This window comes from Salinisphaera sp. RV14 (assembly GCF_052044135.1).
Classification (GTDB): Bacteria; Pseudomonadota; Gammaproteobacteria; order Nevskiales; family Salinisphaeraceae; genus Salinisphaera.
Map to the genome: position 1 here is coordinate 83,614 of NZ_JBQDYF010000006.1, position 26,588 is coordinate 110,201.

23 protein-coding genes and 1 riboswitch are annotated in these 26,588 nt (G+C 65.6%); of the genes, 15 read left to right on the forward strand and 8 right to left on the reverse strand.

The window, feature by feature from the left end:
- Positions 1-72 precede the first annotated feature (72 nt).
- Positions 73-301, forward strand: a riboswitch (cobalamin riboswitch).
- A gap of 113 nt (positions 302-414) precedes the next feature.
- The 13 genes from ACS8Y6_RS08260 (at position 415) to ACS8Y6_RS08320 (ending at position 14,258) form a co-directional block, all read left to right on the forward strand.
- Positions 415-2,307, forward strand: coding sequence for a TonB-dependent receptor domain-containing protein (locus ACS8Y6_RS08260; RefSeq protein WP_440855370.1), 1,893 nt, complete (start codon positions 415-417; stop codon positions 2,305-2,307).
- Between the two features lie 18 nt (positions 2,308-2,325).
- The gene (gene cobO, locus ACS8Y6_RS08265) at positions 2,326-2,934 is read left to right on the forward strand and encodes a cob(I)yrinic acid a,c-diamide adenosyltransferase (RefSeq protein WP_440850059.1); all 609 of its coding nucleotides are present in this window, start codon (positions 2,326-2,328) and stop codon (positions 2,932-2,934) included.
- Positions 2,935-4,094: 1,160 nt separating this feature from the next.
- Positions 4,095-5,528 carry a cobyric acid synthase gene (locus tag ACS8Y6_RS08270; protein WP_440850058.1) on the forward strand — a complete coding sequence of 478 codons (1,434 nt, stop codon included), beginning with the start codon at positions 4,095-4,097 and terminating at the stop codon, positions 5,526-5,528.
- Positions 5,525-6,532, forward strand: a complete 1,008-nt coding sequence (locus tag ACS8Y6_RS08275) for a FecCD family ABC transporter permease (RefSeq protein WP_440850057.1) — start codon at positions 5,525-5,527, stop codon at positions 6,530-6,532. The genes ACS8Y6_RS08270 and ACS8Y6_RS08275 overlap by 4 nt, the downstream gene beginning before the upstream one ends.
- On the forward strand, positions 6,529-7,305 hold the full coding sequence (locus ACS8Y6_RS08280; RefSeq protein WP_440855371.1) for a heme ABC transporter ATP-binding protein: 777 nt from the start codon (positions 6,529-6,531) through the stop codon (positions 7,303-7,305). Before ACS8Y6_RS08275 ends, ACS8Y6_RS08280 begins: the two co-directional genes overlap by 4 nt.
- Positions 7,298-7,840, forward strand: a complete 543-nt coding sequence (cobU, locus tag ACS8Y6_RS08285) for a bifunctional adenosylcobinamide kinase/adenosylcobinamide-phosphate guanylyltransferase (protein WP_440850055.1) — start codon at positions 7,298-7,300, stop codon at positions 7,838-7,840. The genes ACS8Y6_RS08280 and cobU overlap by 8 nt, the downstream gene beginning before the upstream one ends.
- Positions 7,841-8,608: 768 nt before the next feature.
- Positions 8,609-8,983: a hypothetical protein gene (locus tag ACS8Y6_RS08290; RefSeq protein ID WP_440855372.1), complete on the forward strand. Its 375-nt coding sequence runs from the start codon at positions 8,609-8,611 to the stop codon at positions 8,981-8,983.
- Positions 8,976-10,037 (forward strand): nicotinate-nucleotide--dimethylbenzimidazole phosphoribosyltransferase, encoded by a 1,062-nt coding sequence (gene cobT, locus ACS8Y6_RS08295; RefSeq protein WP_440850053.1) that lies wholly within the window; start codon positions 8,976-8,978, stop codon positions 10,035-10,037. Before ACS8Y6_RS08290 ends, cobT begins: the two co-directional genes overlap by 8 nt.
- Positions 10,030-10,650: a histidine phosphatase family protein gene (locus ACS8Y6_RS08300; protein WP_440850052.1), complete on the forward strand. Its 621-nt coding sequence runs from the start codon at positions 10,030-10,032 to the stop codon at positions 10,648-10,650. Before cobT ends, ACS8Y6_RS08300 begins: the two co-directional genes overlap by 8 nt.
- On the forward strand, positions 10,647-11,417 hold the full coding sequence (locus tag ACS8Y6_RS08305) for an adenosylcobinamide-GDP ribazoletransferase (protein WP_440850051.1): 771 nt from the start codon (positions 10,647-10,649) through the stop codon (positions 11,415-11,417). The genes ACS8Y6_RS08300 and ACS8Y6_RS08305 overlap by 4 nt, the downstream gene beginning before the upstream one ends.
- The gene (gene cbiB, locus ACS8Y6_RS08310; RefSeq protein ID WP_440850050.1) at positions 11,408-12,337 is read left to right on the forward strand and encodes an adenosylcobinamide-phosphate synthase CbiB; all 930 of its coding nucleotides are present in this window, start codon (positions 11,408-11,410) and stop codon (positions 12,335-12,337) included. The genes ACS8Y6_RS08305 and cbiB overlap by 10 nt, the downstream gene beginning before the upstream one ends.
- Complete coding sequence (gene cobD, locus ACS8Y6_RS08315) at positions 12,328-13,332, forward strand: threonine-phosphate decarboxylase CobD (protein ID WP_440850049.1); 1,005 nt, start codon at positions 12,328-12,330, stop codon at positions 13,330-13,332. The genes cbiB and cobD overlap by 10 nt, the downstream gene beginning before the upstream one ends.
- The gene (locus tag ACS8Y6_RS08320) at positions 13,329-14,258 is read left to right on the forward strand and encodes a cobalamin-binding protein (RefSeq protein WP_440850048.1); all 930 of its coding nucleotides are present in this window, start codon (positions 13,329-13,331) and stop codon (positions 14,256-14,258) included. The genes cobD and ACS8Y6_RS08320 overlap by 4 nt, the downstream gene beginning before the upstream one ends.
- Positions 14,259-14,320: 62 nt before the next feature.
- Here the strand turns inward: ACS8Y6_RS08320 and ACS8Y6_RS08325 are convergent, their stop codons facing one another.
- Complete coding sequence (locus ACS8Y6_RS08325) at positions 14,321-14,569, reverse strand: hypothetical protein (RefSeq protein WP_440850047.1); 249 nt, start codon at positions 14,567-14,569, stop codon at positions 14,321-14,323.
- Between the two features lie 880 nt (positions 14,570-15,449).
- A complete protein-coding gene (locus ACS8Y6_RS08330; protein ID WP_440855421.1) occupies positions 15,450-16,073 on the reverse strand; it encodes a LysE family translocator in 624 nt (207 codons plus the stop codon).
- A 167-nt stretch (positions 16,074-16,240) separates the two neighbouring features.
- Between ACS8Y6_RS08330 and ACS8Y6_RS08335 the strand changes: the two genes are divergently transcribed.
- Positions 16,241-16,834, forward strand: a complete 594-nt coding sequence (locus ACS8Y6_RS08335; protein ID WP_440855373.1) for a hypothetical protein — start codon at positions 16,241-16,243, stop codon at positions 16,832-16,834.
- A 50-nt stretch (positions 16,835-16,884) separates the two neighbouring features.
- Here ACS8Y6_RS08335 and ACS8Y6_RS08340 read toward each other — a convergent pair whose 3' ends face one another.
- From ACS8Y6_RS08340 to ACS8Y6_RS08355, 4 genes are all read right to left on the reverse strand, one after another.
- Positions 16,885-17,820: a histone deacetylase family protein gene (locus ACS8Y6_RS08340; RefSeq protein WP_440850045.1), complete on the reverse strand. Its 936-nt coding sequence runs from the start codon at positions 17,818-17,820 to the stop codon at positions 16,885-16,887.
- Between the two features lie 158 nt (positions 17,821-17,978).
- The gene (gene thiC, locus ACS8Y6_RS08345; RefSeq protein ID WP_440855374.1) at positions 17,979-19,850 is read right to left on the reverse strand and encodes a phosphomethylpyrimidine synthase ThiC; all 1,872 of its coding nucleotides are present in this window, start codon (positions 19,848-19,850) and stop codon (positions 17,979-17,981) included.
- 105 nt (positions 19,851-19,955) lie between these two features.
- Positions 19,956-20,582 carry a bifunctional nicotinamidase/pyrazinamidase gene (gene pncA, locus ACS8Y6_RS08350; RefSeq protein ID WP_440850043.1) on the reverse strand — a complete coding sequence of 209 codons (627 nt, stop codon included), beginning with the start codon at positions 20,580-20,582 and terminating at the stop codon, positions 19,956-19,958.
- Positions 20,579-22,048, reverse strand: a complete 1,470-nt coding sequence (locus ACS8Y6_RS08355) for a nicotinate phosphoribosyltransferase (RefSeq protein WP_440850042.1) — start codon at positions 22,046-22,048, stop codon at positions 20,579-20,581. Before ACS8Y6_RS08355 ends, pncA begins: the two co-directional genes overlap by 4 nt.
- Positions 22,049-22,218: 170 nt before the next feature.
- Between ACS8Y6_RS08355 and ACS8Y6_RS08360 the strand changes: the two genes are divergently transcribed.
- Complete coding sequence (locus ACS8Y6_RS08360; RefSeq protein WP_440850041.1) at positions 22,219-22,926, forward strand: lysophospholipid acyltransferase family protein; 708 nt, start codon at positions 22,219-22,221, stop codon at positions 22,924-22,926.
- Positions 22,927-23,203: 277 nt separating this feature from the next.
- Here ACS8Y6_RS08360 and ACS8Y6_RS08365 read toward each other — a convergent pair whose 3' ends face one another.
- Positions 23,204-25,156: a non-ribosomal peptide synthetase gene (locus tag ACS8Y6_RS08365; RefSeq protein WP_440855375.1), complete on the reverse strand. Its 1,953-nt coding sequence runs from the start codon at positions 25,154-25,156 to the stop codon at positions 23,204-23,206.
- A gap of 37 nt (positions 25,157-25,193) precedes the next feature.
- Positions 25,194-26,531: a cytochrome P450 gene (locus ACS8Y6_RS08370; RefSeq protein ID WP_440849317.1), complete on the reverse strand. Its 1,338-nt coding sequence runs from the start codon at positions 26,529-26,531 to the stop codon at positions 25,194-25,196.
- Positions 26,532-26,588: the final 57 nt, after the last annotated feature.

Here is a 26,588-nt window from a genome sequence, read left to right on the forward strand (position 1 = left end):
CGTGCGGGCCGCGGGCCGATCGGGCGCGTTGCCGGCGCCAGGCCCGGCTTGACGGCGTCTCGGGGGCTGCCTAGCATCGTCGACGTGACAGGTGTCGCATCCACGGATGCGGTGAAACGGGAAGTCGGTGCGCGCGCAAGCGCCAGGCCGACACTGCCCCCGCAACGGTAGGCAGCGCCGTGTGATAATCCACGGTGTCGCGCATTCCAGCCACTGAGGCGAACACCTCGCCTCGGGAAGGCCGCGCGCAGACATGGGTCTGACTGCAAGTCCGGAGACCGGCCTGGCACAGGGGATCGTCGCCACACGCGATCGGTGCCGGCGCGTGTTCGCGCGCGGTCCGTTCGTCTTGCCCGGCGATGGTCAGCGACTTCGGCACGCGGACGGGCGTGCCCGCCGATCGAGACGACGACAATGCAGTTTCGCACCGGGCCCGCATTTGCGGCCCTGCTCGGGGTATCGTCTGCCTGGGGGGCGTCGCCGCCGCCGGCCGCGACCACCGATTTGAACCCGGTGGTGGTGACCGCCACGCGCACGCCGCAATCCCGGAACAGTACGCTGGCCGCCACCACGGTCATTACCCGGGCCGACATCGAGCGCAGTCAGGCCCAGAGTCTGGCCGAACTGCTCGGCGATACGCCGAGTCTGTCGATCGCCAACAACGGCGGACCCGGCAAGGCCACATCCATTCACCTGCGCGGCACCGATGCCAATCAGGTGGTGGTGCTGGTCGACGGTGTGCGCTGGGGCTCGGCCACCAACGGCCAGGCCGCGATCCAGGATTTCCCGGTCTCCCAGATTCAGCGCATCGAGATCGTGCGTGGGCCGCGTTCGTCGCTGTACGGTGCCGATGCGGTCGGCGGCGTGATCCAGATCTTCACCCGCGACGGCAAGGGGGCCAAGGGCCGCGGGCCCACGCCGTATTTCTCGGTCACCGGCGGCAGCTACGACACCTGGAAAGGCCAAGGCGGCGTTTCGGGGGCGACGAAACGCCTGTACTACAACCTGAGCGTCTCGGGCGAATATACCGGCGGCTTCAATGCCTGTACCGGCCGGCCATTCAGCTCGCCCAAGGGGGGCGCCGGCTGTTACGCCAATCAGCCCGACCGCGATGGCTACCACCGCGCGGACGGTTCGGCGAACGTCGGTTATACATTCGACAACGACTGGTCGGTGAACGGTCACTATCTTCGGTCCGATGGTCATGTCGAATACGATGGCCCTACGACCAACCAGTCGCATTCGGTGCAGGCAGTCTATGGCCTGGGCGTGGATGCGCCGCTGACCGATTTCTGGGATGCCAAGCTGCGTCTGTCGCGCAGTCGCGATCGGTCGAAAAACTATTTCGACGGCGATTATGTCAGCCGTTTCGACACGCGCCGCGATAGCGTCAGCTGGCAGAACGATTTCGCGCTCGCCAGACAGCAGAGTGCCACCGTCGGGATCGATTATCGCCGGGACGCGGTGACCAGTTCGGCCGACTACAAGCAGAACAAGCGCGACAACACCGGCGTGTTCGGCGAGTACCAGGGCCGCTTCGGCGCCCACGAGATCGATCTGGCCGCCCGGGATGACGACAACCAGGCCTATGGCAATCATGCCACCGGCTCGATCACCTACGGCTATCACGTCAACAAGACCTATACGCTGACCGCCGCCTACGGCAACGCCTTTAACGCACCGACTTTCAACGATCTCTACTATCCGGACACGCCGGGTTTTCCGCCGGCGTCCAACCCGGATCTCAAGCCGGAGAAATCGCGCACGGGCGAAATCGGCCTCAAGGCCACGCCGGGCTGGGGCCACTGGGCGATCCATGCCTACCAGACCGATATCAACGACGAGATCACGCTGGACGCCAACTACACGCCACGCAACGTGAGTTCGGCGCGCATCCGCGGCGTGGAGGGCGAGGTGACGGCCTATATCGGCCGCTGGCGTATCGGCGCGAATGCCGACTGGCTGGACGCCGAGAACCGCGGGCGCGGGCCGAACCACGGCAACGATCTGGCACGCCGCCCGAACTACTCGGCTTCGCTGCACGTCGACCGCGATCTGTTCGCGCGGTTCGCCGCCGGCGCCAGTGCCAAGCTGGTCGGGTCGCGCTACAACGGTCCGGCCAACACCGACAGGCTCGGTGGTTACGCACTGTTCGGTCTGACAGGCGAAATGCGGGTGACCGAGGCGTGGAAAGTTCAGGCCAAGCTATCCAACATGTTCGATCGTCATTACCAGACCATCGACTTCTACAACCAACCCGGGCGGGCGGTTTATGTCACCGTCAGCTATAGCCCGGGCCATATCTGAGCCAGCAAAGGCCATGTCATGAGCGAATCGAAAAGCGACGCCCGCCACAAGGCGACGATGCAGAAGCACAAGGAAAAAGTCGACGCGGGCATCCAGGCCGCGGATATCGAGCGCGGCGTGTTCGTGTTCATTACCGGCAAGGGCAAGGGCAAGTCGTCCTCGGCCTTCGGCATGGTGATGCGTGCACTCGGCTACGGCCAGAAGATCGGCGTGGTGCAGTTCATCAAGGGCGTGCAACTCTCCGGCGAGGAGATCTATCTGCGCGATCACTGCCCGCAGGTGGATTTTTACCAGATGGGCACGGGATTCACGTGGAACACCCAGGATCGCTCGGGCGATATCGAAGCCGCCGAGCGCACCTGGGCCCAGGTCGAGCCGATGTTGCAGGACCCGGCCTACGATCTGGTCGTCATCGACGAACTGACCTATATGCTCGGCTACAAGTACCTGGACGAAGAGCGCGTACTGAACGCCATCGCCAACCGCCCGGTCGAGCAGTCAGTGATCGTCACCGGCCGCGGCGGCGGCTCGGGCCTGCGCGAACTGGCCGATACGGTGTCCGAGGTCGACAACGTCAAGCACGCCTTCAAGGCCGGCATCAAGGCCCGTGCCGGGGTGGATTACTGACCCCGCTTCGATTCGGTTTTCGATGAATCTGTCCGCAGATCGACGTCGATCTACGCAGATCTCAATACGGTTTTTACAAGGCGGTTATCCGCAGATTTCACAGATTACGCAGATTCAAGAAACGTATGGAAGCGCCTAGATCATGGCAGCGAGGTTGCAATCGATGCCGATTTAACAGCATCGGACCCGTCATCTGCTTTTTGATCGGCGTGCATCTGCATCGATCTGCGGACAGGCTGTCAAAGAACAAAGCCGAATATTTTGGACTGTCTGCAAGCGGAAAAACGCCCGGAATTAATTGGTGTTGCGAGCTGTTCGATAAACCTGTCCGCAGATCGACGCCGATCTACGCGGATCTCAATACGGTTTTCACAAGGTAGTTATCCGCAGATTTCACAGATTACGCAGATTCAAGAAACGTATGGAAGCGCCTGGATCATGGCAGCGAGGTTGCAATCGATGCCGATTTAACAGCATCGGACGCGTCATTTGCTTTTTGATCTGCGTGCATCCGCGTCGATCTGCGGACAGACTGTCAAAGAACGAAGCCGAATATTTTGGACTGCCTGCAAGCGGAAAACGCCCGGAATTAATTGGCGTTGCGAGCTGTTCGATAAACCTGTCCGCAGATCGACGTCGATCTACGCAGATCTCAATACGGTTTTTACAAGGCGGTTATCCGCAGATTTCACAGATTACGCAGATTCAAGAAACGTATGGAAGCGCCTGGATCATGGCAGCGAGGTTGCAATCGATGCCGATTTAACGGCATCAGAGGAGTCATCTGCTTTTTGATCGGCGTGCATCTGCATCGATCTGCGGACAGGTTATCAAAGAACGAAGCGGAATATTCTCAGCTATCCTCATGCCTGAAAGCCGCCTGCAGTTAATCTGTGAAATCCGTGCAATCTGCGGATGAATGACTTGAAGAACGAAGCCTCGAATATGTCCGTAGGTAAAGAGCTGCAATCGACATCACGGCTAATCTGTGTCGGCGGAATCATCTGCTTTCCGATCTGCGTGCATCTGCGTCGATCTGCGGACAGGTTCTCAAACAACGAAGTCGAGTATTTTGAGCTGTCTTTAAACCGAAAACCGTCTGCAACCCATCTGTGCAATCCGTGAAATCCGGGGATGAATGACGTGAAGAACGGCCACCCATGACAGCAAGGACGCTGATGATCCAGGGCACGACCTCGGACGCCGGCAAGTCGACGCTGGTGGCCGGGCTGGCGCGGGCGTATGCCCGGCGCGGCGTGGCCGTGGTCCCGTTCAAGCCGCAGAACATGGCGCTCAACAGCGCGGTGACGGTCGATGGCGGCGAGATCGGCCGCTCGCAATACCTGCAGGCACAGGCCGCGCGCGTGGCGGCCACTACCGACATGAACCCGGTGCTGCTCAAGCCCGCCAGCGACATCGGCGCCCAGGTCATCATCCACGGCCATGCCATCGGCACGATGGATGCTGGCTGCTATCACGGCTACAAGCCACAGGCGATGGCGGCGGTGCGCGCCTCGCATGCGAGACTGGCTGCTGCCTACCCGCGTGTGCTGGTCGAGGGCGCCGGCAGCCCGGCCGAGATCAACCTGCGCGAAGGCGATATCGCCAACATGGGCTTCGCCGAGGCCGTGGATTGCCCGGTGATTCTGGTCGCCGACATCGACAAGGGCGGCGTGTTCGCCCAAATCGTGGGTACGCTGGCGTTGCTGTCGCCGTCCGAACGCGAACGCGTCGCGGGTTTCGTGATCAATCGCTTTCGCGGCGATATCGGTCTGCTGCAGCCGGGGCTGGATTGGCTGGAAGCGCGTACCGGCAAGCCGGTGTTCGGCGTTTTGCCCTACCTGACGGGCCTGCATCTGGACGCCGAGGACGCGATCGATACCGGGCAGACGACCGCCGCCGATGCGCTCGTAGTACAGGTGCCGGTTACCCCTCGAATCAGCAACCACACCGATTTCGATGCCCTGCGCGCCCATCCGCGGGTCGATCTGCAGTTCGTCGGCCCCGGCGATACCCCGGGCCCGGCCGATCTGATCGTGCTGGCCGGCTCCAAGAATACCCGTGCCGACTGCGCCTGGCTGGTCAACGCCGGCTGGGCGGATCGCATCAAGCGCCACCTGCGCTATGGCGGCAAGCTGCTCGGCATTTGCGGCGGTTATCAGATGCTGGGCCACGAAATCGCCGATCCGGACGGCGTCGAGGATCGATCGGGGACGACGGACGGCCTCGGCCTGTTCGACTTCACGACGCGGCTGGATACGAACAAGCACCTGCAGAATGTGACCGGCGTGCTGGCTGGCGGTGGCGCGGTCGCCGGCTATCGCATCCACTGCGGCGTAACCTCGGGGGCTGCGCTGGCACGGCCGTTTCTCCAGCTCGATGACGGCCCGGACGGCGCGCTTTCGGCCGACGGCCAGATCGCCGGCACCTATCTGCACGGCCTGTTCGATACCGGCGCCGGCTGCGACGCGATCCTGGCCTGGGCCGGGCTCGACGCGGCCGGTGCCGTCGATCAGGCCGAGCGCCGCGAGGCCAGCCTGGAACGCTTGGCGGATGCGGTCGAGGCGGCGATCGATCTGGAAGCCCTGCCATGAAGCCGCGCCTGCTTATCGTCATGCTGGGCGTGTTGCTGGCGGCGGCTTTTATGGCCGAGCTCGCCTTTGGCGCGGTGCGGCTGCCGATCGGCCAGGTTGTGGCCGCACTTTTCCATTTTCATGATCGCGTCGATCAGACCGCGCTCATCGTGAACGCGATCCGCCTGCCGCGGGCGCTGCTGACCGCGCTGGTCGGCGCGATCCTGGCAATTTCGGGTGCGGCCATGCAGGGGTTGTTCCGCAATCCGCTGGCCGATCCCTCATTGATCGGTGTCACCGCCGGGGCTTCGGCCGGAGCCAGCCTCGCGATTGTGTTCGGCGGCGCGCTGGCCGGTTTTGCCGGGCTGTCGCTGGTGGCACTGGCCGCGTTCGCGGGCGGCGCGGCGGCGGTGGTGCTGGTCTATGTGCTGGCCACCCGGGCCAGCGGCACATCGGTGGCCACCATGCTGCTGGCCGGCATCGCGATATCCGCGCTGGCCGGTTCGCTCACCTCGCTGCTGGAGTTCTATGCCAGCAACGACATGCTGCGGCGCATCAGCCTGTGGCAGATGGGCGGGCTGGAAGGCGCCAACTGGCCGCGCGTGGGCCTGATCGCGGTCGCCGCCGCGGCCGTGCTGGCCGGCCTGCCGGCCCGGGCGAGGGCCTTGAACGCATTGTTGCTGGGCGAATCCGAGGCCCGTCACCTGGGTTTCGCAGTAGACCGGACCAAGACCGTGTTGATCGTGCTGGTCGCCTTCGGCGTCGGTATTTCGGTGGCCCTGGCCGGGGCGATCGCTTTTGTCGGCCTGGTCGTGCCGCATATCGTGCGGCTGGCGATCGGGCCGGATCATCGCACGTTGTTGCCGGCCTCCGCCCTGGCCGGGGCGGTGCTGTTGCTGGCCGCCGATACCCTGGCCCGGGTGGTGGTCGCGCCGGCCGAACTGCCGGTGGGGCTGCTGACCGCGCTGCTCGGCGCGCCGTTTTTCATCGTGTTGCTGCGCGGCACGCGGGATTACGCGCTGTGACGCTGGCGGTCGAAGAACTGGCGATCCGGCGTGGCGGTCGTGTTCTCATCGCCGGCGTGTCGTTTACGGTGGCGCCCGGCGAAATGCTGGCCGTGATCGGGGCCAACGGCGCCGGCAAGTCGACGCTGCTGCATGCGCTGGTGGGCGATCTGGCGCCATCCGCCGGGCGGGTGGCGTTCGACGGCCGCGCGCTGGGCGCCTTCGACCGGCGCGAACGCGCGCGGCGGATCGCCTTTCTGGCCCAGGCCAGCGCGCTGGCGTTTCCATTCACCGTGCGCGAGGTGATTGCGCTCGGCCGCAGCCCGCACGCCACCGGCCGCGCGGCGGATGCCGCGGTAATCGATGCCGTCGCCAAGGCCACGGATATCGCGCACCTCATCCCGCGTGCCTATACGCGCCTGTCCGGCGGCGAGAAGCAGCGCGTCCAGCTTGCCCGCGTACTGGCGCAGATCGGGTCGGCGGAGGACGCGGCGGCGCGGTTGCTGTTGCTGGACGAGCCGGTCGCCTCGCTCGATATCGGCCACCAGAGCCTGATCATGCGCAGCCTGCGTCGGTGCGCGGCCACCGGAGTCGCCATTGTCTTCGTCGGCCACGATGTCTCGCTGGCCGCCGCGCACGCCGACCGGCTGTTGGCCCTGGCCGAGGGCACTACCGTGGCCTGGGGTACACCGGCCGAGGTCGTGACCGAGGCCACGCTGGCCCGGGTCTTCGATGCCGAGACCCATGTCATCCCGCATCCGGTGACCGGCACCCCGGTGGTGCTGCATGATTGAAGCCATGTCGGGCCACCACTTGATTCTGGGCGGCGCGCGCAGCGGCAAGAGCGCGTTCGCCGAACGCACGGCGCTGGCGACACCGAGTGCCGAGCACTTCATCTATATCGCGACCGGCCAGGCGCACGATCTGGCCATGGCGGAACGCATCGCGCACCATCGCGCGTATCGCGATGCTCGCTGGCAAACGGTCGAAGCGCCGCTCGAGCTGGCGGCGACGATTGCCGCGCAGGATGCGCTGGGCACGGTGATCCTGGTCGATTGCCTGACGCTGTGGCTGAACAACGCCCTGGCGGCGGATGCGTGGCCCGCCGAGCGCGATGCACTGCTGACGACGTTGCCGGATTGTGCCGGCCGCGTGCTGCTGGTTTCCAATGAAGTCGGCTCCGGCATTGTGCCGCTCGGCGAGCTTTCGCGCACCTTCGTCGACGAAGCCGGGCGATTGCATCAGGCGCTGGCGGGCCTGTGTTCGCGGGTCAGTCTCGTCGTGGCGGGGTTGCCTCTGGATTTGAAGCCGTTGTCGTCATGGCCGTGAGTCGTCGTGCTTTCAAGTTGGCGGAAGGTTGGAGTCTCGCACTGATGTGCGAGTCACTTTCGTTTGCTTGTCCGAACGAACGTAACCCAAGGAAAGGACACCCTGTCTTGCGCCGAGGCTCCGCATCGGTGCCCTGCGCGGCTCCGGCCGCAAGCGGACCGCCGGAAACTCGCCGCGCTGCGCGCGACTCCGACATTCGGCGGTCTTTGTCGCTTTCGGCCGCCACTGCTCGGCGCCGCGCCCAAGGGGCCCGATACAGGCACGACACGGCAAAACCGGGGAGTTGGCCTGGCTGTATTTTGTCTCGTTACACGGAGACGGGCAGCGGCGACGGGTGTCCGGCGCGCTGCGCCGGTGCGGCAAGGTGTTTGAGGGCCGCCAAAGCGGCCCGAGTTTTTGCCGCATCCCGTCGTCGCGAGCATCGGAGTGAACCGGCATTAGCCGGCGCCGTGTCGGGTGCCTTTTTCTTGGTTCCTTCTTTGGGGCACGCAAAAGAAAGAACGCGCACATCAGTGCGAAACCAAAGCCCTGGTCGCCGCAAAAAAATGCCCCGGCGCCGACACGCGAAAGCCAGCCTCATCATCGTCGTCGGCTTGTCCGCACCGAATAGTTGCGTAGGTGGATTAGGTGCTCGCACCGTAATCCGACAGCCAAGCCTCGGAACCCAGGGATTGAGCGTCGGATTAAGCGCTGCGCGCTCATCCGACCTCCCGCTGCTGTCGCTCACATGAACGGTGTTTCTTATCCGTCGTCCGCCAATGCACGTGAATGGAACGCAAATGGTTTGTCGGCGATAAACAACGGAGTATTTTCGAGTCGTTGTGGCTTGGACGGTTCACGTCGTCGTTTTCGAAGCAATTGTCCGCAGATCGACGCCGTTGCACGCGGATACAAGACCAGAAGATTGTCGATTGCGTCCAGCTGGCTCGCGCACCACTGGGCGATGCCGTGGCGCGAACGACACCGGCCCTCGCACGCAATCATCAACGAGCCCCTTATCGTCCGATGCACGCGCTGACCGTCAAGTCACTGATTTTCGATCTGCGTGTATCCGCGTCGATCTGCGGACAGTCTTGTTATTCGCGCTTCATTCGCATGCATTCGCGAACCGGGTTTTCAACAGGAGCAATGATCTATGCCTGATTTCGACTGGCTCTTCGAACCGGCCGCCCAGCCCGACGAGTCCGCCCGCGCCGCGGCGATCGAACGACAGAATCAGCTCACCAAGCCGCCGGGCTCGCTCGGCCGGCTGGAGACGCTGGCCACGGATTTCGCGGCCTGGCAGGGCACGGACAAGCCCGTGCTGAATCGGGTCGGGCTGGCGGTGTTCGCGGCCGATCACGGCGTGGCCGCGCGGGGCGTGTCGGCGTTTCCACAGGAAGTCACGGCGCAGATGGTGGCCAACTTCGCGGCCGGCGGCGCGGCGGTGGCCGTGCTCGCGCGCGAGGCCGGGGCCGACATGGCGGTGGTCAATCTGGGCACGGTGACGCCGGCCGACGACGTGCCGGGGGTGGTCAATCATCGGCTGGCGCCGGGCACCGCGGATTTCACGCGCGGCCCGGCCATGGATGGCCCGACGCTGTCGGCCGCGCTGCGGGTCGGCGCGGACCAAGTGAACGCGGAGCTGTCGTTATTCGTGGGCGGCGAGATGGGCATTGCCAACACCACCAGCGCGGCGGCGGTGTTCGCGGCCCTGGCGGATCTGGACGGCGCGGCGACGGTCGGCCGCGGGACCGGGGTCGACGATGCCGGGCTGGCCGCCAAGCGGGCCGCCGTTGATGCCGGCCTGGCGCGACACCGTGTGCGCTGGACGGCGCAATCCCTGCCCGATGCCGCGCTGGCAGTCCTCGAATGCCTCGGCGGGCTGGAGATTGCCGCGCTCGCCGGCGCCTATGTCGCGGCTGCGCAGCGCGGCGTGCCGGTGCTGGTCGACGGTTTCATCAGCAGCGTCGCCGCGCTGGCCGCGGTGCATCTGAATGCCGGTGTGGCCGGCTGGTTGATCTTCGGGCATCGTTCGGCGGAAGGCGGCCATGGCCGGGTGCTCGAAGCGCTGGCCGCCGAGCCGTTGCTTGATCTGAATATGCGGCTCGGCGAGGCCAGCGGGGCGATGGTCGCACTGGGCGTGATTCGGTCCGCGTTGGCCGTTCACGGCAGAATGGCAACTTTTGCCGATGCGGGAGTCGCGGATAGTGCCTGATTTCGACATGACCACGACCACGGTCGACATCCTGCGCCACGCCGAATGCGAAGGGGGGCCGATCTTCCGTGGCTCGACGGACGTGGCCTTGTCCGAGGCCGGTTGGGCCCGGCTGCGCCGGGTGACCGAACCGCTCGCCGGCTGGGATGCGATCGTGACCTCGCCGATGCGTCGTTGCCGCGAGTTCTCCACCGAACTGGCCGCGGCCCGCGATGTGCCCTTGAACGTCGACGAGCGCTTCCGCGAGATGTATTTCGGCGACTGGGAAGGCGTGCTCATCGCCGACGTGTGGGCGAACCAGTCCGACGCCGCGCGCGCCTGGTATGTCGATCCGGAGAACAATACGCCGCCGAACGCCGAGCCGTTGCCGTCGATCCGGGCCCGGGTGGCCGAAGGCTGGGGCGAGCTGGTGGCCGCGAACCGGGGCGGCCACGTGCTGCTGGTGTGCCATGGCGGGGTGATCCGCAATCTCGTGGCCCATGTGCTGGATTTGCCACTGGCGGCGACCAACCGTTTCGGCATGCCCTATGGCTGCCGCGCCCGGATCAGCATCACGCACGACGGCGAGTCGTCGATGCCGAGGCTGATGGGTTACAACCTCGACCGGGCATGAAACGCGCCGCCACGCCGCTTCTTCTGGCGCTGTCACTGCTGACTGTATTGCCGGTCGGCCGGTGGCTGCCCGCACGTATCCGGCCGGTCGATCAGGGGCGTTCGGTGGTCTGCTATCCGTTGGTGGGCCTCCTGATCGGTGGGGTGCTCGTGCTCGCAGAAGGCGTGTTGCGCGGTGCGGCGCCTCTGCTTGCCGCCGCCTTGTTGTTGGCGGTGTGGGTCGGTATCACCGGCGCATTGCATCTGGACGGACTGGCCGACTGTGTCGACGCGGGCTGTGCCGGCCACCGCGACGCCTCGCGTATTCTCACGGTGATGAAGGACCCGGCCGCCGGGCCAATGGCGGTGGCCACGATCACGATCGTGTTGTTGGTCAAGTTCGCGGCCTTGGCGACATTGCTGCAGCACCGGGGCGCGATCGTCGGCTTGTTGCTTGCCGTGCCAATGCTGGCCCGTGCCGGTACCGCCGCGCTCATGGCCACCACGGCCTACCGCCGAGACCGGGGCATCGCCCGCGACCAGGCGGCCACCCGTCCGCGCGGGGCGATCACCCTGGGGATTGTCGTGGTGGCGGTGGCGGGCGCATGGCTATTGCCGCTGCCTCTCTGGACTTTAATGGTGCTGCTGGCCGGGGTGATCGTGTGGAGTTGGCGCCGGACCTGGCAGACCCGTATCGGCGGTTATACCGGCGACGTGGCCGGCGCGCTGATCGAACTGGTCGAGGCGGCGTCACTGGTGGCGGCGGCCTGGGGCCTGCCGTGGCATTGAGTCTGATGCTGGTCGCGGCACTGGTGGCCGATGCGGTGCTGGGCGAGCCGCGCCGGCGGCATCCGCTCGCGCTGTTCGGCCGTCTCGCCGATCGGATCGAAGGGCGGTTCAATCACGGCCGTCGACGCAATGGCATGGTCGCGCTCGCGCTGCTGGTCGGACCGCCCACGCTGTTTGTCGGCGCATGCGTCGACTGGGTTCCGAGCGGGCTGGCGTGGTTATTGGCGGGTCTGGTACTCGTGCTGGCGGTTGGGCGGGCCGGCTTGATCGAACACGCCGAGGCGGTGGCCCGACCGCTCGCCGCCGGCGATCTCGAAGGCGCCCGGCAACGCGTGGCCTGGCTCGTCAGCCGCGATACGGCGCAACTGGATGCCGCCGGCGTACGCGGCGCCCTGCTGGAGTCCGTGCTCGAAAACAGCAGCGATGCGATCTTTGCCTCGGTGTTCTGGTGGGTTTTCGGCGCTGCGGCGGCCGGCCCGGCGGGCGCTGCCGCGGCGGTACTTGCTCACCGGCTGATCAATACTCTGGATGCGATGTGGGGCTATCGCAGCCCCCGGTTCGTCGCCTTCGGCTGGGCCGCGGCGCGCCTGGACGACGGCATGAACTGGCCGGCCGCACGTCTCACCGCGCTGGCTTTCGTGCTGGTCGGCGACACCCGCGCCGCCTGGACCTGCTGGCGCGAACAGGCGGGGCGATGGTCCAGCCCGAACGCGGGTCCGGTGATGGCGGCCGGCGCCGGCGCCCTCGGTATCCGCCTCGGCGGCGGCGCCTGGTATCACGGCGCCTGGCGGGAACGGCCGGCGCTGGGTGGCGGGCGCACACCGCAAGACGTCGATGTCGTACGCGCGCTGGGTCTGGCCGATCGGGCATTGGCCGTGATCGTGGTGGCGGTACTCCTGATGGACGGGCTATGGGCATGATCCACGGCGGCAAGCTGCGTGCCGCGGCTGCGCACTACGGCATTCCCCGGCATGAATGGCTGGATCTGTCGACCGGCATCGCGCCCTGGTCGTGGCCGGTGCCGGCGCTGCCCGCGGCTGTCTGGTCGCGCCTGCCGGAGGCCGGTGATGGGCTGATTGCCGCCGCGGCCGCCTACTACGGCTGTGCAGCGGATTGGATCGTGGCCTTGCCCGGCAGCCAGTTCGCCATTCGCGAGGTGCCGCGCCTGTGCGCGCCGGCCACCGTGGCCGTGCCCGCCGTGGGTTATACCGAGCACGCCGCCGGCTGGCGCGCGGCGGGCCATAGCCTCCGGTACTACCGCGATCTGGACGATCTCGAGCGGATGCTGACGGCGGTCGATCGTGCCGTGGTGCTCGATCCAAACAATCCGACCGGCGAGCGCGCCGGTCCGGATCGTCTGCGCCGAGTCGCGCTCGCGCTCGGCCCGGGCCGGCTCATCGTCGATGCGGCCTTCGCCGATGGTGACACGGGGCCGTCTTTCGATCCGGTCGCGCATGAGGCGATTGTGCTGCGATCGGTGGGCAAGTTCTTCGGGCTGGCCGGCATCCGCCTCGGATTCGCCCTCGGTCACAAGGCCACGGTCGATGCGCTGCGTTGTGCCGTGGCGCCCTGGGGCGTGGCGCATCCGACCCGCTGGATCGGCACGCGGGCACTGGCCGACCGCGATTGGCAGATCGATCAGCGCGCCCGGATTCGGGACGCACAAGCGTGGCTTCGGGCGGGCCTCGTCGATGCCTTCCCGCAACAACTCGTGGTCAGTGGCGGGTCGTTCGTGACCGTGTTCTTTGCGGCCGAGGGTGCGGCCGCCGCGGCGCACGCCGAGCTGGCATCTCGGGCCGTGTTCACCCGGCTCGGCGACAACCGGCGCTGGCTGCGTTTCGGCCTGCCGCCGGAACACCAGCGCGAACGGCTCTCTACTGCTCTGTGGCATGTCGACGGGGTTTCCAGGCCATGACCGCGCAGCGCATGCGCCGCACGCGTCGGTGGTCTGTGCTCGGGTTGTTATCGCTGCTGGGCTGGTTGGCCGGACCGGCGGCCATGGCCGCGGCTGGCCCGGTTTCGGTCACCGATTTCACCGGGCATGAAGTCCGGCTGGCGCATCCGGCACGCCGCATCGTCGCCTTGACGCCCCATCTTGTGGAAAACCTGTTTACCGCCGGCCTGGGCAATCGCGTAGTCGGCGCCGTGCGTTATTCGAATTATCCGCCCGCGGCGCAGAGCATCCCGCGCGTGGGCGGCTACGACAGCCTCAGCCTCGAGGCGATCGTGGCGAAAAAGCCGGATCTGGTCGTCGCCTGGGCCGAGGGCGGCTCCCCCGACATCATCGGTCGGCTGCGGGCGCTGGGTATCGCCGTGTATGTCGATGATCCGCGTCGGCTGGCCGGCATTGCGCGCACCATTCGCGATCTGGGCGTGCTGGGCGGCACGGGCGGGCGCGCCGATCGCGCGGCCAGGGCGTTCGAACAGCGCATCGCGGCGCTGCGGCAACGCTACGCACATCGCCGCCCGGTTTCGTTGTTCTGGGAGGTATGGTCGGATCCGCTGCGCACGCTATCCAATGCCGGTATGACCGGCGCTGTGATCCGGTTGTGCGGCGGCCGCAACATCTTCGCCAAGGCCGCGACGCTCGCGCCCCAGGTCAGCATCGAGTCGGTCATCGCGCGTGCGCCACAGGCGATCGTGGCCTCGGGCGTGGCACAGACCAAACCACAGTGGAAAGCCTATTGGCGGCAGTGGCCGGCGATCCCCGCGGTTGCCCACGATCATTTCGTGACCGTCCCGCCGGACCTGATCAGCCGGCCCACCGTGCGCCTGGCCGACGGCGCTGCCCGACTCTGCCACAAACTCGCCCGCGTGCGCCGTGATCAGCGTCGGCCATAAGGCGAGTTTATCCACAGATTAAAAAGAATAGTTGTCCGCAGATCGACGCAGATTAACGCAGATCATAAGCCAGGGATGCGCAACGCTTGTGCAGAGGTTTTATCGTGTGCGGCATGTCGAGGAAAGTGCTTACAACCGCCTCTTGAAAAAATCTGTGCCATCGGCGTAATCCGTGGATAAAAATATTCTGCCGGTTGGCGGCATTGCTCTAGAAGCGGCTTGATCCGCAGATTGTACGGATTGTCACGGATAAAATAATTATCGGCAGATGCGCACCGAAACATGCGGATATGAAGAAGACGATACGTCATCACAGCGATTGAGCGGGGCGCGTGTGTTGTTTCAGGAGGAAAGGCATCTAAATCGCCCTATGCCCATCTGCGTGATTTGCGTCGATCTGCGGACAAAAAATGTGCCGTATCAGCGCGTGAGGAGCGATTACTCGCGCGTTGTGGTCTCCCGGGCTGGGGTTGTTCTGGAAGTCGGTTTATCCGCAGATTTCGCAGATTAAAAAAACGTTGTTTTCCGCAGATCGACGCAGATTAACGCAGATGCTAAGAAAAGGATGCGTGACGCTTGTGCCGCAGCTGTATCGTGTGCGGCATGTCGAGAAAAAAGATTACAGCTGCCTCTTAAATAATCTGTGCAATCTGCGTAATCTGTGAATAAAAATGTGTCATATCAGCGCGCGAGGAGCGATTACTCGCGTGTCGTGGTCTTCTGGGCAGGGGTAGTTCCGGAAGTAGGTTTATCCGCAGATCGACGCAGATTAACGCAGATGCTAAGAAACGGGTGAATGGCGAGACAGGGTTCCTGATGTCGAGGACAAGTGCATACAACGGCCTCTTAAAATCTGTGTGATCTGCGTAATCTGTGGATAGAAAAAAGTGTCGTATCAGCGCGCGAGGGGCGATTACTCGCGCGTCATGGTCTGCCGGGCGGGGGGGGTCCGGAAGTGGGTTCATCCGCAGATTACGCAGATTTCACAGATTAAAAACGTTGTTTTCCGCAGATCGACGCAGATCTTGAAAAAAAGAATATGAACGCGTGTGCCGTGGTCGTACGTTCGCGTTATTGCGGGGAAGTATATTTGCAACGACCCCCTCAAGAATCTGCGTAATTGTGGATAGAAAGACGCGTCGTGTCAGCACGATCATCCGGTGCCGGGGCGTTTTAAAAAAAATGCGGCGGTCAGCTCAGTGCCAGCCAGACGCCGACGGCGGCGATCAGGGTGCCGGCGATGCGGTTCAGGAGGCGGACATTGGAGCGTTTGGCGAGCATGGCGCGTGCGGCGGAGCCGCCGCTGGCATAGAGGGCGAGACAGGTCAGTTCCATCGCCAGAATCATCGACAGCATTAGCACCAGTTGCGGTGCGAGGGCCTGCTGGAAGTCAAGAAAAGGCGGCAACAGGGCGATGAAGAACGCCCAGCCCTTCGGGTTGGCGATGGCAGTGACCAGCCCCTGGGCCGCCAGCTGCGCTCGGGGCGGGGCGGGCGCGTCATCGGCGATCTCGGGAATCGCCAGATTGCCGCGCGAACGCCACATCTGGATGCCGAGCCAGACCAGGTACGCGCCGCCGACCCACTTGAAGACGGTGAACACGGCCGGGTAGTGCATCAGGACGGTGGCCACGCCGATCACAGAGCCGACCGCGACCAGGCCCACGCCCAGCAGTTCACCGGTCCACATCCAGGCGGTGCGGCGCACGCCCACCGTCATGCCCAGACTCAGCGAGAGCGTCATGCACAGGCCGGGGGTCAACGAGACCAGAAAGAAGGTGGGGATAAAGATCGAAAGAACGGGGAGCGTCATGATTGCAATCACGGGTTACGGCGAACCGGGCGTGTGGTAACACGCGATGGCCGCTAACGTAACGTATCGTTAATTAGTCTAATTCAAGATATCCGGGCAATCGCCGATTGTGTATGTTGTATCGACACAAATAAATCGCCTTCGCTAAATTATCGTTCAAAAGGGGAATCATGGATCCGGTTACTTTTGCTGCTTCGCCATTCGCGCCGGTGGCGCTCGGTTTTTTCGGTCTGGGCACGGGCTATCTCATTCTCGGGCCGCAGGAACTGCTGGGCTGGCCCGAAAAGGATGCGAGCGTGGCGCGCGCCAACGGCGTCTGGGGCTTTTTCATGCCGGGCCTGTGCCAGGCGCTGGTAGGGTTTTACCTGTTCATCGGCCTGACGTGGTTCCACGTCTTCCATGAAGCCGCATTGTATGCCGCGGCGACCGCCTTTTCGGTGTTCGGCATTCACTGGCTGGCAATGGGCATCATCAAGTTCGTCCAGGGTGATGCGCGTCCGAATGGCTTCATGTCCGTCGCGTTTTTTCTGGTGTCGATCCTGGGTGCGCTATCGATGGGCATGAACGGCGATACACCGGTCGCGATTCTGTTCGTCGGTCTGTGCGCGGTCTACTTCTTCGAGTTCTTCGCCAGTTTCGGCATCGCGGTGCCGGCTTCCGAGCGTCTGCTCGGTCTGGCGCATGTGGTCACCGGCTTGTGGCTGATGTATCTGACCTATGCGGCCGTACTTAACCTGGCCAATGGCATGCATCTCTGGCTGTAACGGTAAACTGTCGCGGTTGCCCTACCGGCAGCCGCGGCAGTTGTTGTCGTTCAGCCCTCGCCGGCGCGCAGCAGGGTCTTGATGTGGATGGCGGCGCTTGCCGCCAGCGCATCGAGGGCGTAGCCGCCTTCGAGCAGGCTCACGACGCGACCGTCGCAATAAAGATCGGCCACTTCGGTAATGCGCTGGGTGATCCACTCGAAATCCTCGGCCTCGAGTTGCAGGTCGGCCAGTGGATCGGCGCGATGGGCGTCGAAGCCGGCCGACACCAGGATCAGCTGTGGTTTGGCCTCGTCGAGCGCGGGCAGCCAGTCGCGCTCGATGGCACGCCGGAATACCGAGCCGCCGACACCCGCGCGTAACGGCGTCTTGATCAGCCGGCCAGGAATGCTCTGGTCCGCGGTGAATGGAAACAACGGGTTCTGGTAACTCGAGCAGAACAGTACCCGCGGCTCATGGCGAAAGACATCTTCCGTGCCGTTACCGTGGTGTACGTCAAAATCGAGGATGGCGACACGTTCCAGGCCACCGACGGCCAGCGCGTGTGCGGCCGCGATCGCCACGTTGTTGAAGAAGCAAAACCCCATCGCTCTGGCGTATTCGGCATGATGCCCGGGCGGGCGTACGGCGCAGAAGGCGTTGGCGGTCTCGCCGGCGAGTACGGCATCCACCGCTGCGATCCCGGCACCAGCGGCATGGTGCGCCGCGGGCAGGGTGTGCGGTGTCAGCGCGGTGTCGCCGTCGATCGGCACTTGTCCGGTGGTGGGCGCGCTGGCGAGCAGCTCGTCGACATAAAATTCGTCGTGCACACGCGTGATGGCCTCGAGCGGGGCCTCGGGCGCGGTGCGCCGATCGAGCGCGTCGGCAATGCCGACCACCTCAAGCCCCTGCTCGATCGCGGGCAGCCGGTCCGGCGCTTCCGGATGGCCCCGTCCCATGTCATGGGCGCGGCACAGGTCATGGCGCGAGAAATAAGCTGTGGTCATGCGCGCGCCCCGATCACCTAGCCGCGCCGCGGCGCGGTTCGCCGGCCAGGGGCGAAGTCGTCGTGACTTTTCTTGCCGACGGTGTCGGCCGTGGTGCCCGCCGTGGGGGGCTGTCGAGTGCGTGGCATGGCTCAGGCTTTTGCGGGACGGTGTTTTCGTTATTGGTACAGCGCGTGACCGCCGGCCTTGAACTGCTCGGCCTTTTCTTCGAGACCGGCCTCCAGCGCATCCTCGGGTGTGGCGATGCCGCGCTCGGCGGCGAACTCGCGCACTTCCTGGGAAATCCGCATCGAGCAGAACTTGGGCCCGCACATGGAGCAGAAGTGGGCGACCTTGGCCGCGTCCTTGGGCAGGGTTTCGTCGTGGAATTCGCGCGCCTTCAACGGGTCCAGTCCGAGGTTGAACTGGTCCTCCCAGCGGAACTCGAAGCGGGCCTTGGACAGGGCGTTGTCGCGGATCTGGGCGCCCGGATGGCCCTTGGCCAGATCGGCCGCATGGGCCGCGATCTTGTAGGTGACGATGCCTTCGCGGACGTCGTCCTTGTCCGGCAGGCCGAGATGTTCCTTGGGCGTGACGTAGCAGAGCATCGCCGTGCCGTACCAGCCGATCTGGGCCGCGCCGATGGCGGAGGTGATGTGGTCGTAGCCGGGGCCGATATCGGTGGTCAGCGGGCCCAGGGTATAGAACGGCGCCTGGTGGCAGTCGGCCAGCTCGGCGTCCATGTTTTCCTTGATGCGCTGCATCGGTACATGGCCGGGGCCCTCGATCATCACCTGCACGTCGTGGGCCCAGGCGATCTTCGTCAACTCGCCGAGGGTGCGCAGTTCGGCCATCTGGGCTTCGTCGTTGGCATCGGCGATCGCGCCCGGCCGCAGGCCGTCGCCCAGCGAGAACGACACATCGTAGGCCTTCATGATCGCGCAGATGTCTTCGAAATGCGTGTACAGAAAGCTCTCGGTGTGATGCGCCAGGCACCACTTGGCCATGATCGAGCCGCCGCGGGAGACGATGCCGGTGATGCGGTTGGCGGTCATCGGCACATAGGCCAGGCGTACGCCGGCATGGATGGTGAAATAGTCCACACCCTGCTCGGCCTGTTCGATGAGCGTGTCGCGGAACATCTCCCAGGTCAGGTCCTCGGCCTTGCCGTCGACTTTTTCCAGCGCCTGGTAGATCGGCACCGTACCGACCGGCACGGGCGCGTTGCGGATGATCCACTCCCGGGTTTCGTGGATGTGCTTGCCGGTGGACAGGTCCATGATGGTGTCGCCGCCCCAGCGGGTGGCCCAGACCATTTTCTCCACTTCCTCGGCGATCGAACTGGTCACCGCCGAGGTGCCCATGTTGGCGTTGATCTTCACCCGGAAGTTGCGGCCGATGATCATCGGCTCGGATTCCGGGTGATTGATGTTGTTGGGGATGATGGCGCGCCCGGCCGCGATCTCGTCTCTGACGAACTCGGGGGTGACATGATCCGGCAGGTTCGCGCCGAAGCCTTCGCCCGCGTGCCGGCGCAGCAGCCGGGAGTCGCGAATTTCGTCGATGCGCGCGTTCTCGCGAATGGCGACGAATTCCATCTCGGGCGTGACGATGCCGCGCCGCGCATAATGCATTTGGCTGACGTTGACGCCGGCCCTGGCGCGGCGCGGGGCCCGCACATCGGGAAAACGCAGATGGCCGGTGGCGGCATCGGCGGCGCGATCCCGGCCGAACTCGGACGACAGGCCGGGCAATACCTCGGTGTCGCCGCGTTCCTCGATCCAGGTGGCCCGCAGCGCCGGCAGGCCGCGCCGCAGGTCGATCTCGGCACTCGGGTCGGTATATGGGCCGGAGCAGTCGTAGATCGTGATCGGCGGGTTCTTCTCCACGCCGAAGGTGGCCGGCGTGTTCGATTGCGCCACCTCGCGCATCGGCACGCGGATATCCGGCCGGCTGCCGGTGACATGAATCTTGTTCGAATTGGGAAACGGTACCCGCATCTCGTCGGCTAGACGCGCGGACACAGCCAGATCCTTGGGTACAGCACTCATGGTCGAATCCCGAGAGGAAACATCAAACGACAGACTGGCAATCTAGCAAGGCCCGGGGCGCAATAAAACCGCCCGGGCCGGTCGCCACGAAAGGGGCGGCGCCGGTTAACCGTGCGCCCCCAGGACGGCGCTGTCCACGCATTCGGCGCCGGCCGCGCGCATGGCCTGAATAGCCGCCTGCGTGTCGCCTTCGTGCATGTCCACGCCGCGCGTGCCGTCGACGATCAGGGTGACCGGGAAGCCCTCGGCCAGTGCGTCCATTACCGTGAACTTCACGCAGACATCGGCCGCCAGGCCCATCACGAACAATCGATCCGTGCCCAGACGGCGCAGTACGTCCGCCAGATCGGTTTCGTGCCGGTGATCGTTGTCGTAAAACGCCGAATAGCTGTCGATGCGGCGGTTTTCGCCCTTGCGCACGACGTGATCGATGTGTGCGACATTCAGCGCCGAGGCGAAACTCGCGCCGGGGCTGCCCTGCACACAATGCGCCGGCCAGAGAATCTGCTCCAGGCCGTCGACCTCGGTGACCTGGAACGGCTTGAAGCCGGCGTGCTGTTGGGCGAACGACAGATGATCCGCCGGATGCCAGTCCTGGCTCGCCACCACCGTGGAGAACCGCGGCATCAGGCGGTTGGCGACCGGCACCACGGCATCGCCGTCGGCCACGGCGAGCGCCCCGCCCGGCAGGAAATCGTTCTGGATATCGACCAGCAACAACGTATCGGTCATGACGAACCCTCCGGTTGACGCCCGTCATTATGACGCTGGGCGAGCCAATCACGCAGGGCGTCGGTCGACTCGTCCAGATAATGATCGATCAGCGCCGGGTAATTCGGCCGCTCGGCGAAGCAGGCGAACTGGGCCATGGCGTATGCGCGGATCGCACCGAGCTCAGGCGAGGTGTCCACCCGGGCGCCGCCCTCGATGACCGGCTGCAGCAATTCGATATGCGGCGCGTCGGCGTCGAAGCGATGCTCGTATTCGGCTACACCACCGGCCCAGGCGGTCGACCACGACGCCTCATCGTAGAGCAGGTCGGCGATCGGGGCGCCGTCCGCATCGGTGAAACGACGCACCTGCTGCACGCCGGGGCGCGTCAGTTTGCCCGGCGTATCGCTCATCTTCATGCGATACGACCAGCGCCCCGAATCCTCGCGGATGGCGGCGAGCTTGTACACGCCGTCGAGTGCGGCGTCCGGCTGGGCGGTGGTCAGGCGGGTGCCGATGCCCCACAGCGCGATCGGTGCACCGCGCGACTTCAGGTCGGCGATCGCGCGTTCGTCCAGGCTCGAGCTGGCCGCGATCCGGGCATGGGGAAAGCCGGCCGCATCCAGCCGGCGCCGGGCGCGCTTGGCCAGCTGCGCCAGATCGCCCGAATCCAGGCGGATGCCGGCCATTTCGTAGCCATGTTCGCGCAGTTTATTGCCCGCGCGGATGGCGTTTTCGATGCCTTCCAGCGAGTTGTAGGTATCGACCAGGAACACGCAGTTGTTGGGCAGGGCGCGCGCATAGGCATCGAAGGCATCGATTTCGTGATCGAAGGCCATCACCCAGCCATGCGCGTGGGTGCCCGATACCGGAATGCCGAACAGCTGCCCGGCGAGTACGTTGGAGGTGCCGGCACAGCCGCCGATGTAGGCCGCCCGAGCGGCCGAGACGCCACCGTCGATGCCCTGGGCCTTGCGCAGACCGAAGTCCAGTACGCTGTCGCCTTCGGCGGCGTGGGCGATGCGCGCGGCCTTGGTGGCGACCAGCGTGGGAAAATTCATCAGGTTGAGCAGCGCCGTCTCGAGCAGCTGGGCCTCGAGAATCGGTCCGGTCACGCGCAGCATCGGCTGATGCGGGAACACCGCCGTGCCCTCGGGGACGGCATCCACCCGGCCGGTGAAACGGAAATCCCGCAGATAATCCAGGAAGCCGTCACCGAACAAGGGTTCGCCGGCGTTGTCCTTGAGCGTGCCGAGGTAGGCGATGTCCGCCTCGGTGAAGCGCAGGGCGCAGACGTAATCGATGGCGGTTTCGATACCGCAGGCCAGCGCAAAGCCGTTGTCGAACGGCGCCTGGCGATAGAACAGATGATAGACCGCCTCGCGCTGACCGGTGCCGTTGAACCAGTGGGCATAGGCCATGGTCAGCTGGTAGAGGTCGGTCAGCAGCGCGGGCGCGCGGCCGTAGAGTTGCTCGATTGCGGACATCGCGTCGTTCGTTGAGACCGACCGTGCCGGCCGTGGCGCCGGTCGATCGGTTAGGCTGTGTGGCGAAAATCCGGGCGGCATGCCGCCGGACGGTCATCGCCCTGAATTACGTGCGCGGCCAGTTTACCCACATCCGCGGCTTGCAACACGAGGCCCGGCTTTCCCCGCCCATGAGTGAATCACGCCAACACCAGCAGAAAACCGGCCGCACGCCCTTGTCGTGGCGCCAGCGCCTGCGGGTCGCGATCGCGGCGCCGGTGCTGCGGCTGCTCGCGCGGGCCCTGCTGGCCACCTGTCGCAGCGCCGGCGTGCGGGGCGCGCATCACCTGGACGCACTGATCGAAAACCAGCGCCCGGCCTTGTTGTGCTGCTGGCATCAGCGGCTGCCGTATTGCGCCGGCTGGCTGCTGGCCGCGCGATCACGCGGTCTGGCGCCGGGTTTCCTGGTCTCGCCCTCGCGCGACGGCGAACTGGTCGCTGCCGTGGTTGGCGGCCTGGGCGCCACCGTCCTGCGGGGCTCGGCCAACCGGACCGGAGCGCGTGCATTCCGCGACATGTATGCCACGCTCAAGTCGGGCATATCGCCGGTCATCGCCGCCGATGGCCCGCATGGCCCGGCGCGCCGGGCCAAACCCGGCACCGCCATGCTGGCGCAGATGACGCGGGCGCCGATGCTGCCGATGAGCTTTGCCGCCGATCGCTACTGGCAGCTCGGCTCGTGGGACCGGATGATCATCCCCAAGCCGTTCGCGCGCGTGGTCATGATCATCGGCGAGCCGCTGGCCGGCGCGCGCGGCGACACGCCGGACGCCGCCGCCGCCGAGCTGGGCCGCCGTCTCGACGCGCTCACCCGCGCCGCCGAGGCCGAGTTCGACTAGGGCCTGTTGCCGTTTCGTACACGTGCCGCGTTGGAGACCGCAAATCCGTCGAGACAAGGCGCGCGTCGCCGGTCGTGGCGAGCCACGATCAAGACGCGCAACGCCGTATCGGGGGATTTGCGGCCCAACCCTTCGGGACAAGCGCTGTTTTGCGGCAATCCAGCGTTGTAGCTCTCTCACGTAGAATGACTACGCCACGTTCGCTACGCCTCGTCTTGCCGCAAAACAGCGCTTGGCGCGGACGTGCACGAAACGGCAACAGGCCCTGGTCGCCGCTTCAGGCCGCGGTTTCACGCGCCAGAAAGGCGGCCAGATCGTTGATCGTCGGGTAGTCGAACAAGTCGTTGATTTCGATGGTATCCGGCCAGCGCGCCTCGATGCCTTCGTGGATCTGGGCCAGCTCCAGTGAGGAGAGTCCGATCTCGAACAGGTCATCGCCGGGGCCGATCTGCTTGTCCGGGGCGACTTCATCGCAGATCGCCTTGAGTGCGTCCGCGAGGCCGGCGCCGGTCGGCGCGTCGGCAGCCGTATCGCGGGTTGCCATCAACGCGTCCAGCTCGGCGACGACATCGTCGAAGCCGCCCTCGGCATAATCGCGGGCGAGGGCGGCGCGTTGCAGCTTGCCGCTGGTGGTCTTGGGCATCTGGCGCACCGGGATCACGCGATCCACCGGCAGGCCGGTGCCGTGATTCACGCGCTGCGCGAGCGCGCGCGCGATGGGCACGAAATCCTCGGTATGGCCGCGAAAGACCACGAAAAATACCAGCTCGTCGGCGTCCGCGCCGGGTGCCCGCACGCCCGCCGCGGCCACCTTGTTCAGCTCCACGCCGTCGGCGGCCTGGGCGATGGCTTCCAGATCCTGGGGATAATGGTTGGCGCCGTTGACGAAGATGATGTCCTTGGCGCGCCCGGTGATGTACAGATCGCCCGCATGCACGAAGCCGAGATCGCCCGTATCCAGCCAGCCGTCGCCGATCCGTGCCGCCGCGTTGGCCGCGTCGTTGGCGTAATAGCCGGCGGTGACGTTGGGTCCGGCGATCCAGACCCGGCCGACCGTATCCGCGCCCAGCGCATGGCCGTCGGCGTCGGCGATGCGCAGGTCCGCGCCGGCGACCGGGCTACCGAGATTCACCAGTTCAACGGCGTTGTCGGAATCGTCGAAGCGCACGCTGTCGCCGATGCCCAGCTCGCCGCGGGCGACCCTGACCGTGGACAGGCCGGCGCCGGCCGGCGGGAAGGTCGCGGCCAGGCTGGCCTCGGCCAGCCCGTAGACACAGAACATGACGTCGGGCGACAGGCCGGTCGGCGCGAGTGTTTCCAGAAATTCACGTGCCAGCGGCGCGGCGATCGGTTCGGCGCCGTTGTAGATCAGGCGGACATGCGACAGATCGATATCCGGCAAGCCCTTGGCGCCGATCGCGCGCAGTGTGTGGCGATAGCCGAAGTTCGGCGAACACAACAGCGTGGCTTTCTTCTCGGCCGCCTTGTCCAGCCACAGCAGCGGGCGCCGGGCGAACAGATCGGTCGCCATCAGGTGATGATTGAAGGCGTGGCAAAGCAACGTCAGATGGAACCCGATCAGGCCCATGTCGTGGGTCAGCGGCATCCAGGAGAGGGCGACTTCGTGCGCGCCGAAGGCCGAGCCTTCGGTGATGGCCGCGATGTTGGCCAGTACGTTGGCATGGGTCAGCACCACGCCCTTGGGGTCGCCGGTCGAGCCCGAGGAGAACTGGATGAAAGCCGTGTCGTCGGCCGCCGGTGTAGCACGCTCGGCGGCCTGCTCGACCGCCGGCGGCTCGTCCGACAACGCCGTTTCGGCCAGGCGTTCGCCGGCGGCGGCTGCGCCGTTGTTTTCGAAATAGCCGAGGATACGCTCCATGTGACGCGCGTCGGTGACCACGCGCGGCTCGCCCATGTGCGCCCAGACCTTGGCCAGCTTGGCCAGATGCGCATCGGTCGCCCCCGCGGCCACCGGTACCGGGATCAGCCCGCCGTAGATCGCCGCCCAATAGAACTGCACGAAGCGCAGGTTGTCGGCGATGTATAGAATGATCGGATCGCCCGGCGCCGCGCCCTCGGCCTGCAGCACGGCCAGCATGCGCAGGGCGGCGCGCTTGAGCAGGCGATAACTCAGGCGGCGCTCGTCGTTGGCGCCGTCGATGAAGCCGATCTCGCCGTCGGTTTCGGCCGCGGCGTCGAGCGCGTCGGCCAGCGTGTTGAACGAAGTCATAACGTGGGTCATTCGCGCCGCAAAGTGACGGGTTTGATTACCGGGGCGTCAATTGTAAATAAATTCCGTCCGCCGGCCGTAGATTGATTGCCGATTCGATCGCCGGCTCGCCGTCGCCGAGCCAGGTCGGGGTGAACCGGCGCAGCAGCGTAGCCAGATGCACGCGCATTTCGGTGGCGGCCACATGCTCGCCGATACAATGCCGCGGGCCGGCCGCGAACGGCAGGTAGGCCAGGCGATGGCGCGGTTCATCCGCGCGTGCGAAGCGATCGGGGTCGAAGCGTTCCGGGTCGCGCCAGTAGCCGGGATGACGCTGCAGCAAATAAGGGCTCACGAATACCTGCGTGCCGGCGGCGAGGGTGTGATCGCCGAGTCTCTGATCGGTCAGCGCGCGGCGCGACAGCAGCCAGCCCGGCGGATACAGCCGCAGCACCTCGGCCACGACCCGGTCGGTGTAGGCCAGCGTTTCGCGGTCGGCGCCGCCGGTCTCGCGCAGCCCGCTTTCGTCCGTCGCATCGACTTCGGCCTGCATGCGCGCGCAAACGCTGGGATGGCGGGCGATCAGATACCAGGCGAAGGCCAGGGCGCTGGCAGTGGTTTCGTGGCCGGCCACGATCAGCGTCATGACTTCGTCGATAACGGCAGGGCGGCTCATCGGCTCGCCATCGCGATCGCGTGCGGCCAGCAGATGGCCGAGAAAATCGAAGTCGTCGCGCGGGCCTGCGGCCAGGCGGCGCTCGATGATGGCGTCGACGGTCTGTTTCAGGCGATGAAAACGGGCGGCGAAACGCAGATCGCGCGCCGGCTCCTCGGTCAGCAGCGCGAACGGATTGGCACCGTCGTCCACCAACCGGGCGTAGTCCGCGCCGAAGATCGACTTGAGCACGATCACGAGCGTGAGTTCGCTGGTATGGCTTTCGGCCTCGAGCGCATCGCCGCGCTCGGCCACCCGTTGCCAGCGCTCGGCCAGCGCGAGATTCTCGGCCACGATCATCGCGTTGAAATCGGCCAGACGGCGCGGGCGGAAGGCCGGCTGGATCAGGCGCCGCTGGCGGGTCCAGAAACCGCCCTCGCTGACCATGATGCCGTTGCCCAGAAGAATCCTGACACGGTCCAGCCCCATGCCTTTCGTATAGTCGTGGGCATGGCGGACGAGCACCTGCTGGGCCAGCGCCGGATCGTTGACGATCCAGTGCGCGGGGCCGCCCCCGGTCGACGGCACGGCGAACAGGTCGCCGTATTCGGCCTGCCAGGCCACGAGCTGCCGGCGGGTGGCATCATCCGGGGCGAGCGGGAACGCGGTCGCCGGACCGGGCAGGCCGGCCGCCGTGGCATGATTTGGCGTCGACTCGTTGGATTCGCACATCGCCGTCATGCCCGGCGCCTCGACCCACGTGGGACGCGATAGCCATAGCGGAACATCATGATTGTG

Bases quoted from the DNA above. Each gene is read 5' to 3' on its own strand.
- ACS8Y6_RS08290 (WP_440855372.1), top strand. From the start codon at position 8,609: ATGGAACGCAAATGGTTTGTCGGCGATAAACAACGGAGTATTTTCGAG.
- ACS8Y6_RS08320 (WP_440850048.1), top strand. From the start codon at position 13,329: ATGACCGCGCAGCGCATGCGCCGCACGCGTCGGTGGTCTGTGCTCGGG.
- ACS8Y6_RS08360 (WP_440850041.1), top strand. From the start codon at position 22,219: ATGAGTGAATCACGCCAACACCAGCAGAAAACCGGCCGCACGCCCTTG.
- ACS8Y6_RS08270 (WP_440850058.1), top strand. From the start codon at position 4,095: ATGACAGCAAGGACGCTGATGATCCAGGGCACGACCTCGGACGCCGGC.
- cobU (WP_440850055.1), top strand. From the start codon at position 7,298: ATGATTGAAGCCATGTCGGGCCACCACTTGATTCTGGGCGGCGCGCGC.
- pncA (WP_440850043.1), bottom strand. From the start codon at position 20,582: ATGACCGATACGTTGTTGCTGGTCGATATCCAGAACGATTTCCTGCCG.
- ACS8Y6_RS08355 (WP_440850042.1), bottom strand. From the start codon at position 22,048: ATGTCCGCAATCGAGCAACTCTACGGCCGCGCGCCCGCGCTGCTGACC.
- ACS8Y6_RS08275 (WP_440850057.1), top strand. From the start codon at position 5,525: ATGAAGCCGCGCCTGCTTATCGTCATGCTGGGCGTGTTGCTGGCGGCG.
- ACS8Y6_RS08340 (WP_440850045.1), bottom strand. From the start codon at position 17,820: ATGACCACAGCTTATTTCTCGCGCCATGACCTGTGCCGCGCCCATGAC.
- ACS8Y6_RS08365 (WP_440855375.1), bottom strand. From the start codon at position 25,156: ATGACTTCGTTCAACACGCTGGCCGACGCGCTCGACGCCGCGGCCGAA.
- cobD (WP_440850049.1), top strand. From the start codon at position 12,328: ATGGGCATGATCCACGGCGGCAAGCTGCGTGCCGCGGCTGCGCACTAC.
- ACS8Y6_RS08325 (WP_440850047.1), bottom strand. From the start codon at position 14,569: ATGACGTATCGTCTTCTTCATATCCGCATGTTTCGGTGCGCATCTGCC.
- thiC (WP_440855374.1), bottom strand. From the start codon at position 19,850: ATGAGTGCTGTACCCAAGGATCTGGCTGTGTCCGCGCGTCTAGCCGAC.
- ACS8Y6_RS08335 (WP_440855373.1), top strand. From the start codon at position 16,241: ATGGATCCGGTTACTTTTGCTGCTTCGCCATTCGCGCCGGTGGCGCTC.
- ACS8Y6_RS08370 (WP_440849317.1), bottom strand. From the start codon at position 26,531: ATGACGGCGATGTGCGAATCCAACGAGTCGACGCCAAATCATGCCACG.
- cobO (WP_440850059.1), top strand. From the start codon at position 2,326: ATGAGCGAATCGAAAAGCGACGCCCGCCACAAGGCGACGATGCAGAAG.
- ACS8Y6_RS08305 (WP_440850051.1), top strand. From the start codon at position 10,647: ATGAAACGCGCCGCCACGCCGCTTCTTCTGGCGCTGTCACTGCTGACT.
- ACS8Y6_RS08260 (WP_440855370.1), top strand. From the start codon at position 415: ATGCAGTTTCGCACCGGGCCCGCATTTGCGGCCCTGCTCGGGGTATCG.
- cobT (WP_440850053.1), top strand. From the start codon at position 8,976: ATGCCTGATTTCGACTGGCTCTTCGAACCGGCCGCCCAGCCCGACGAG.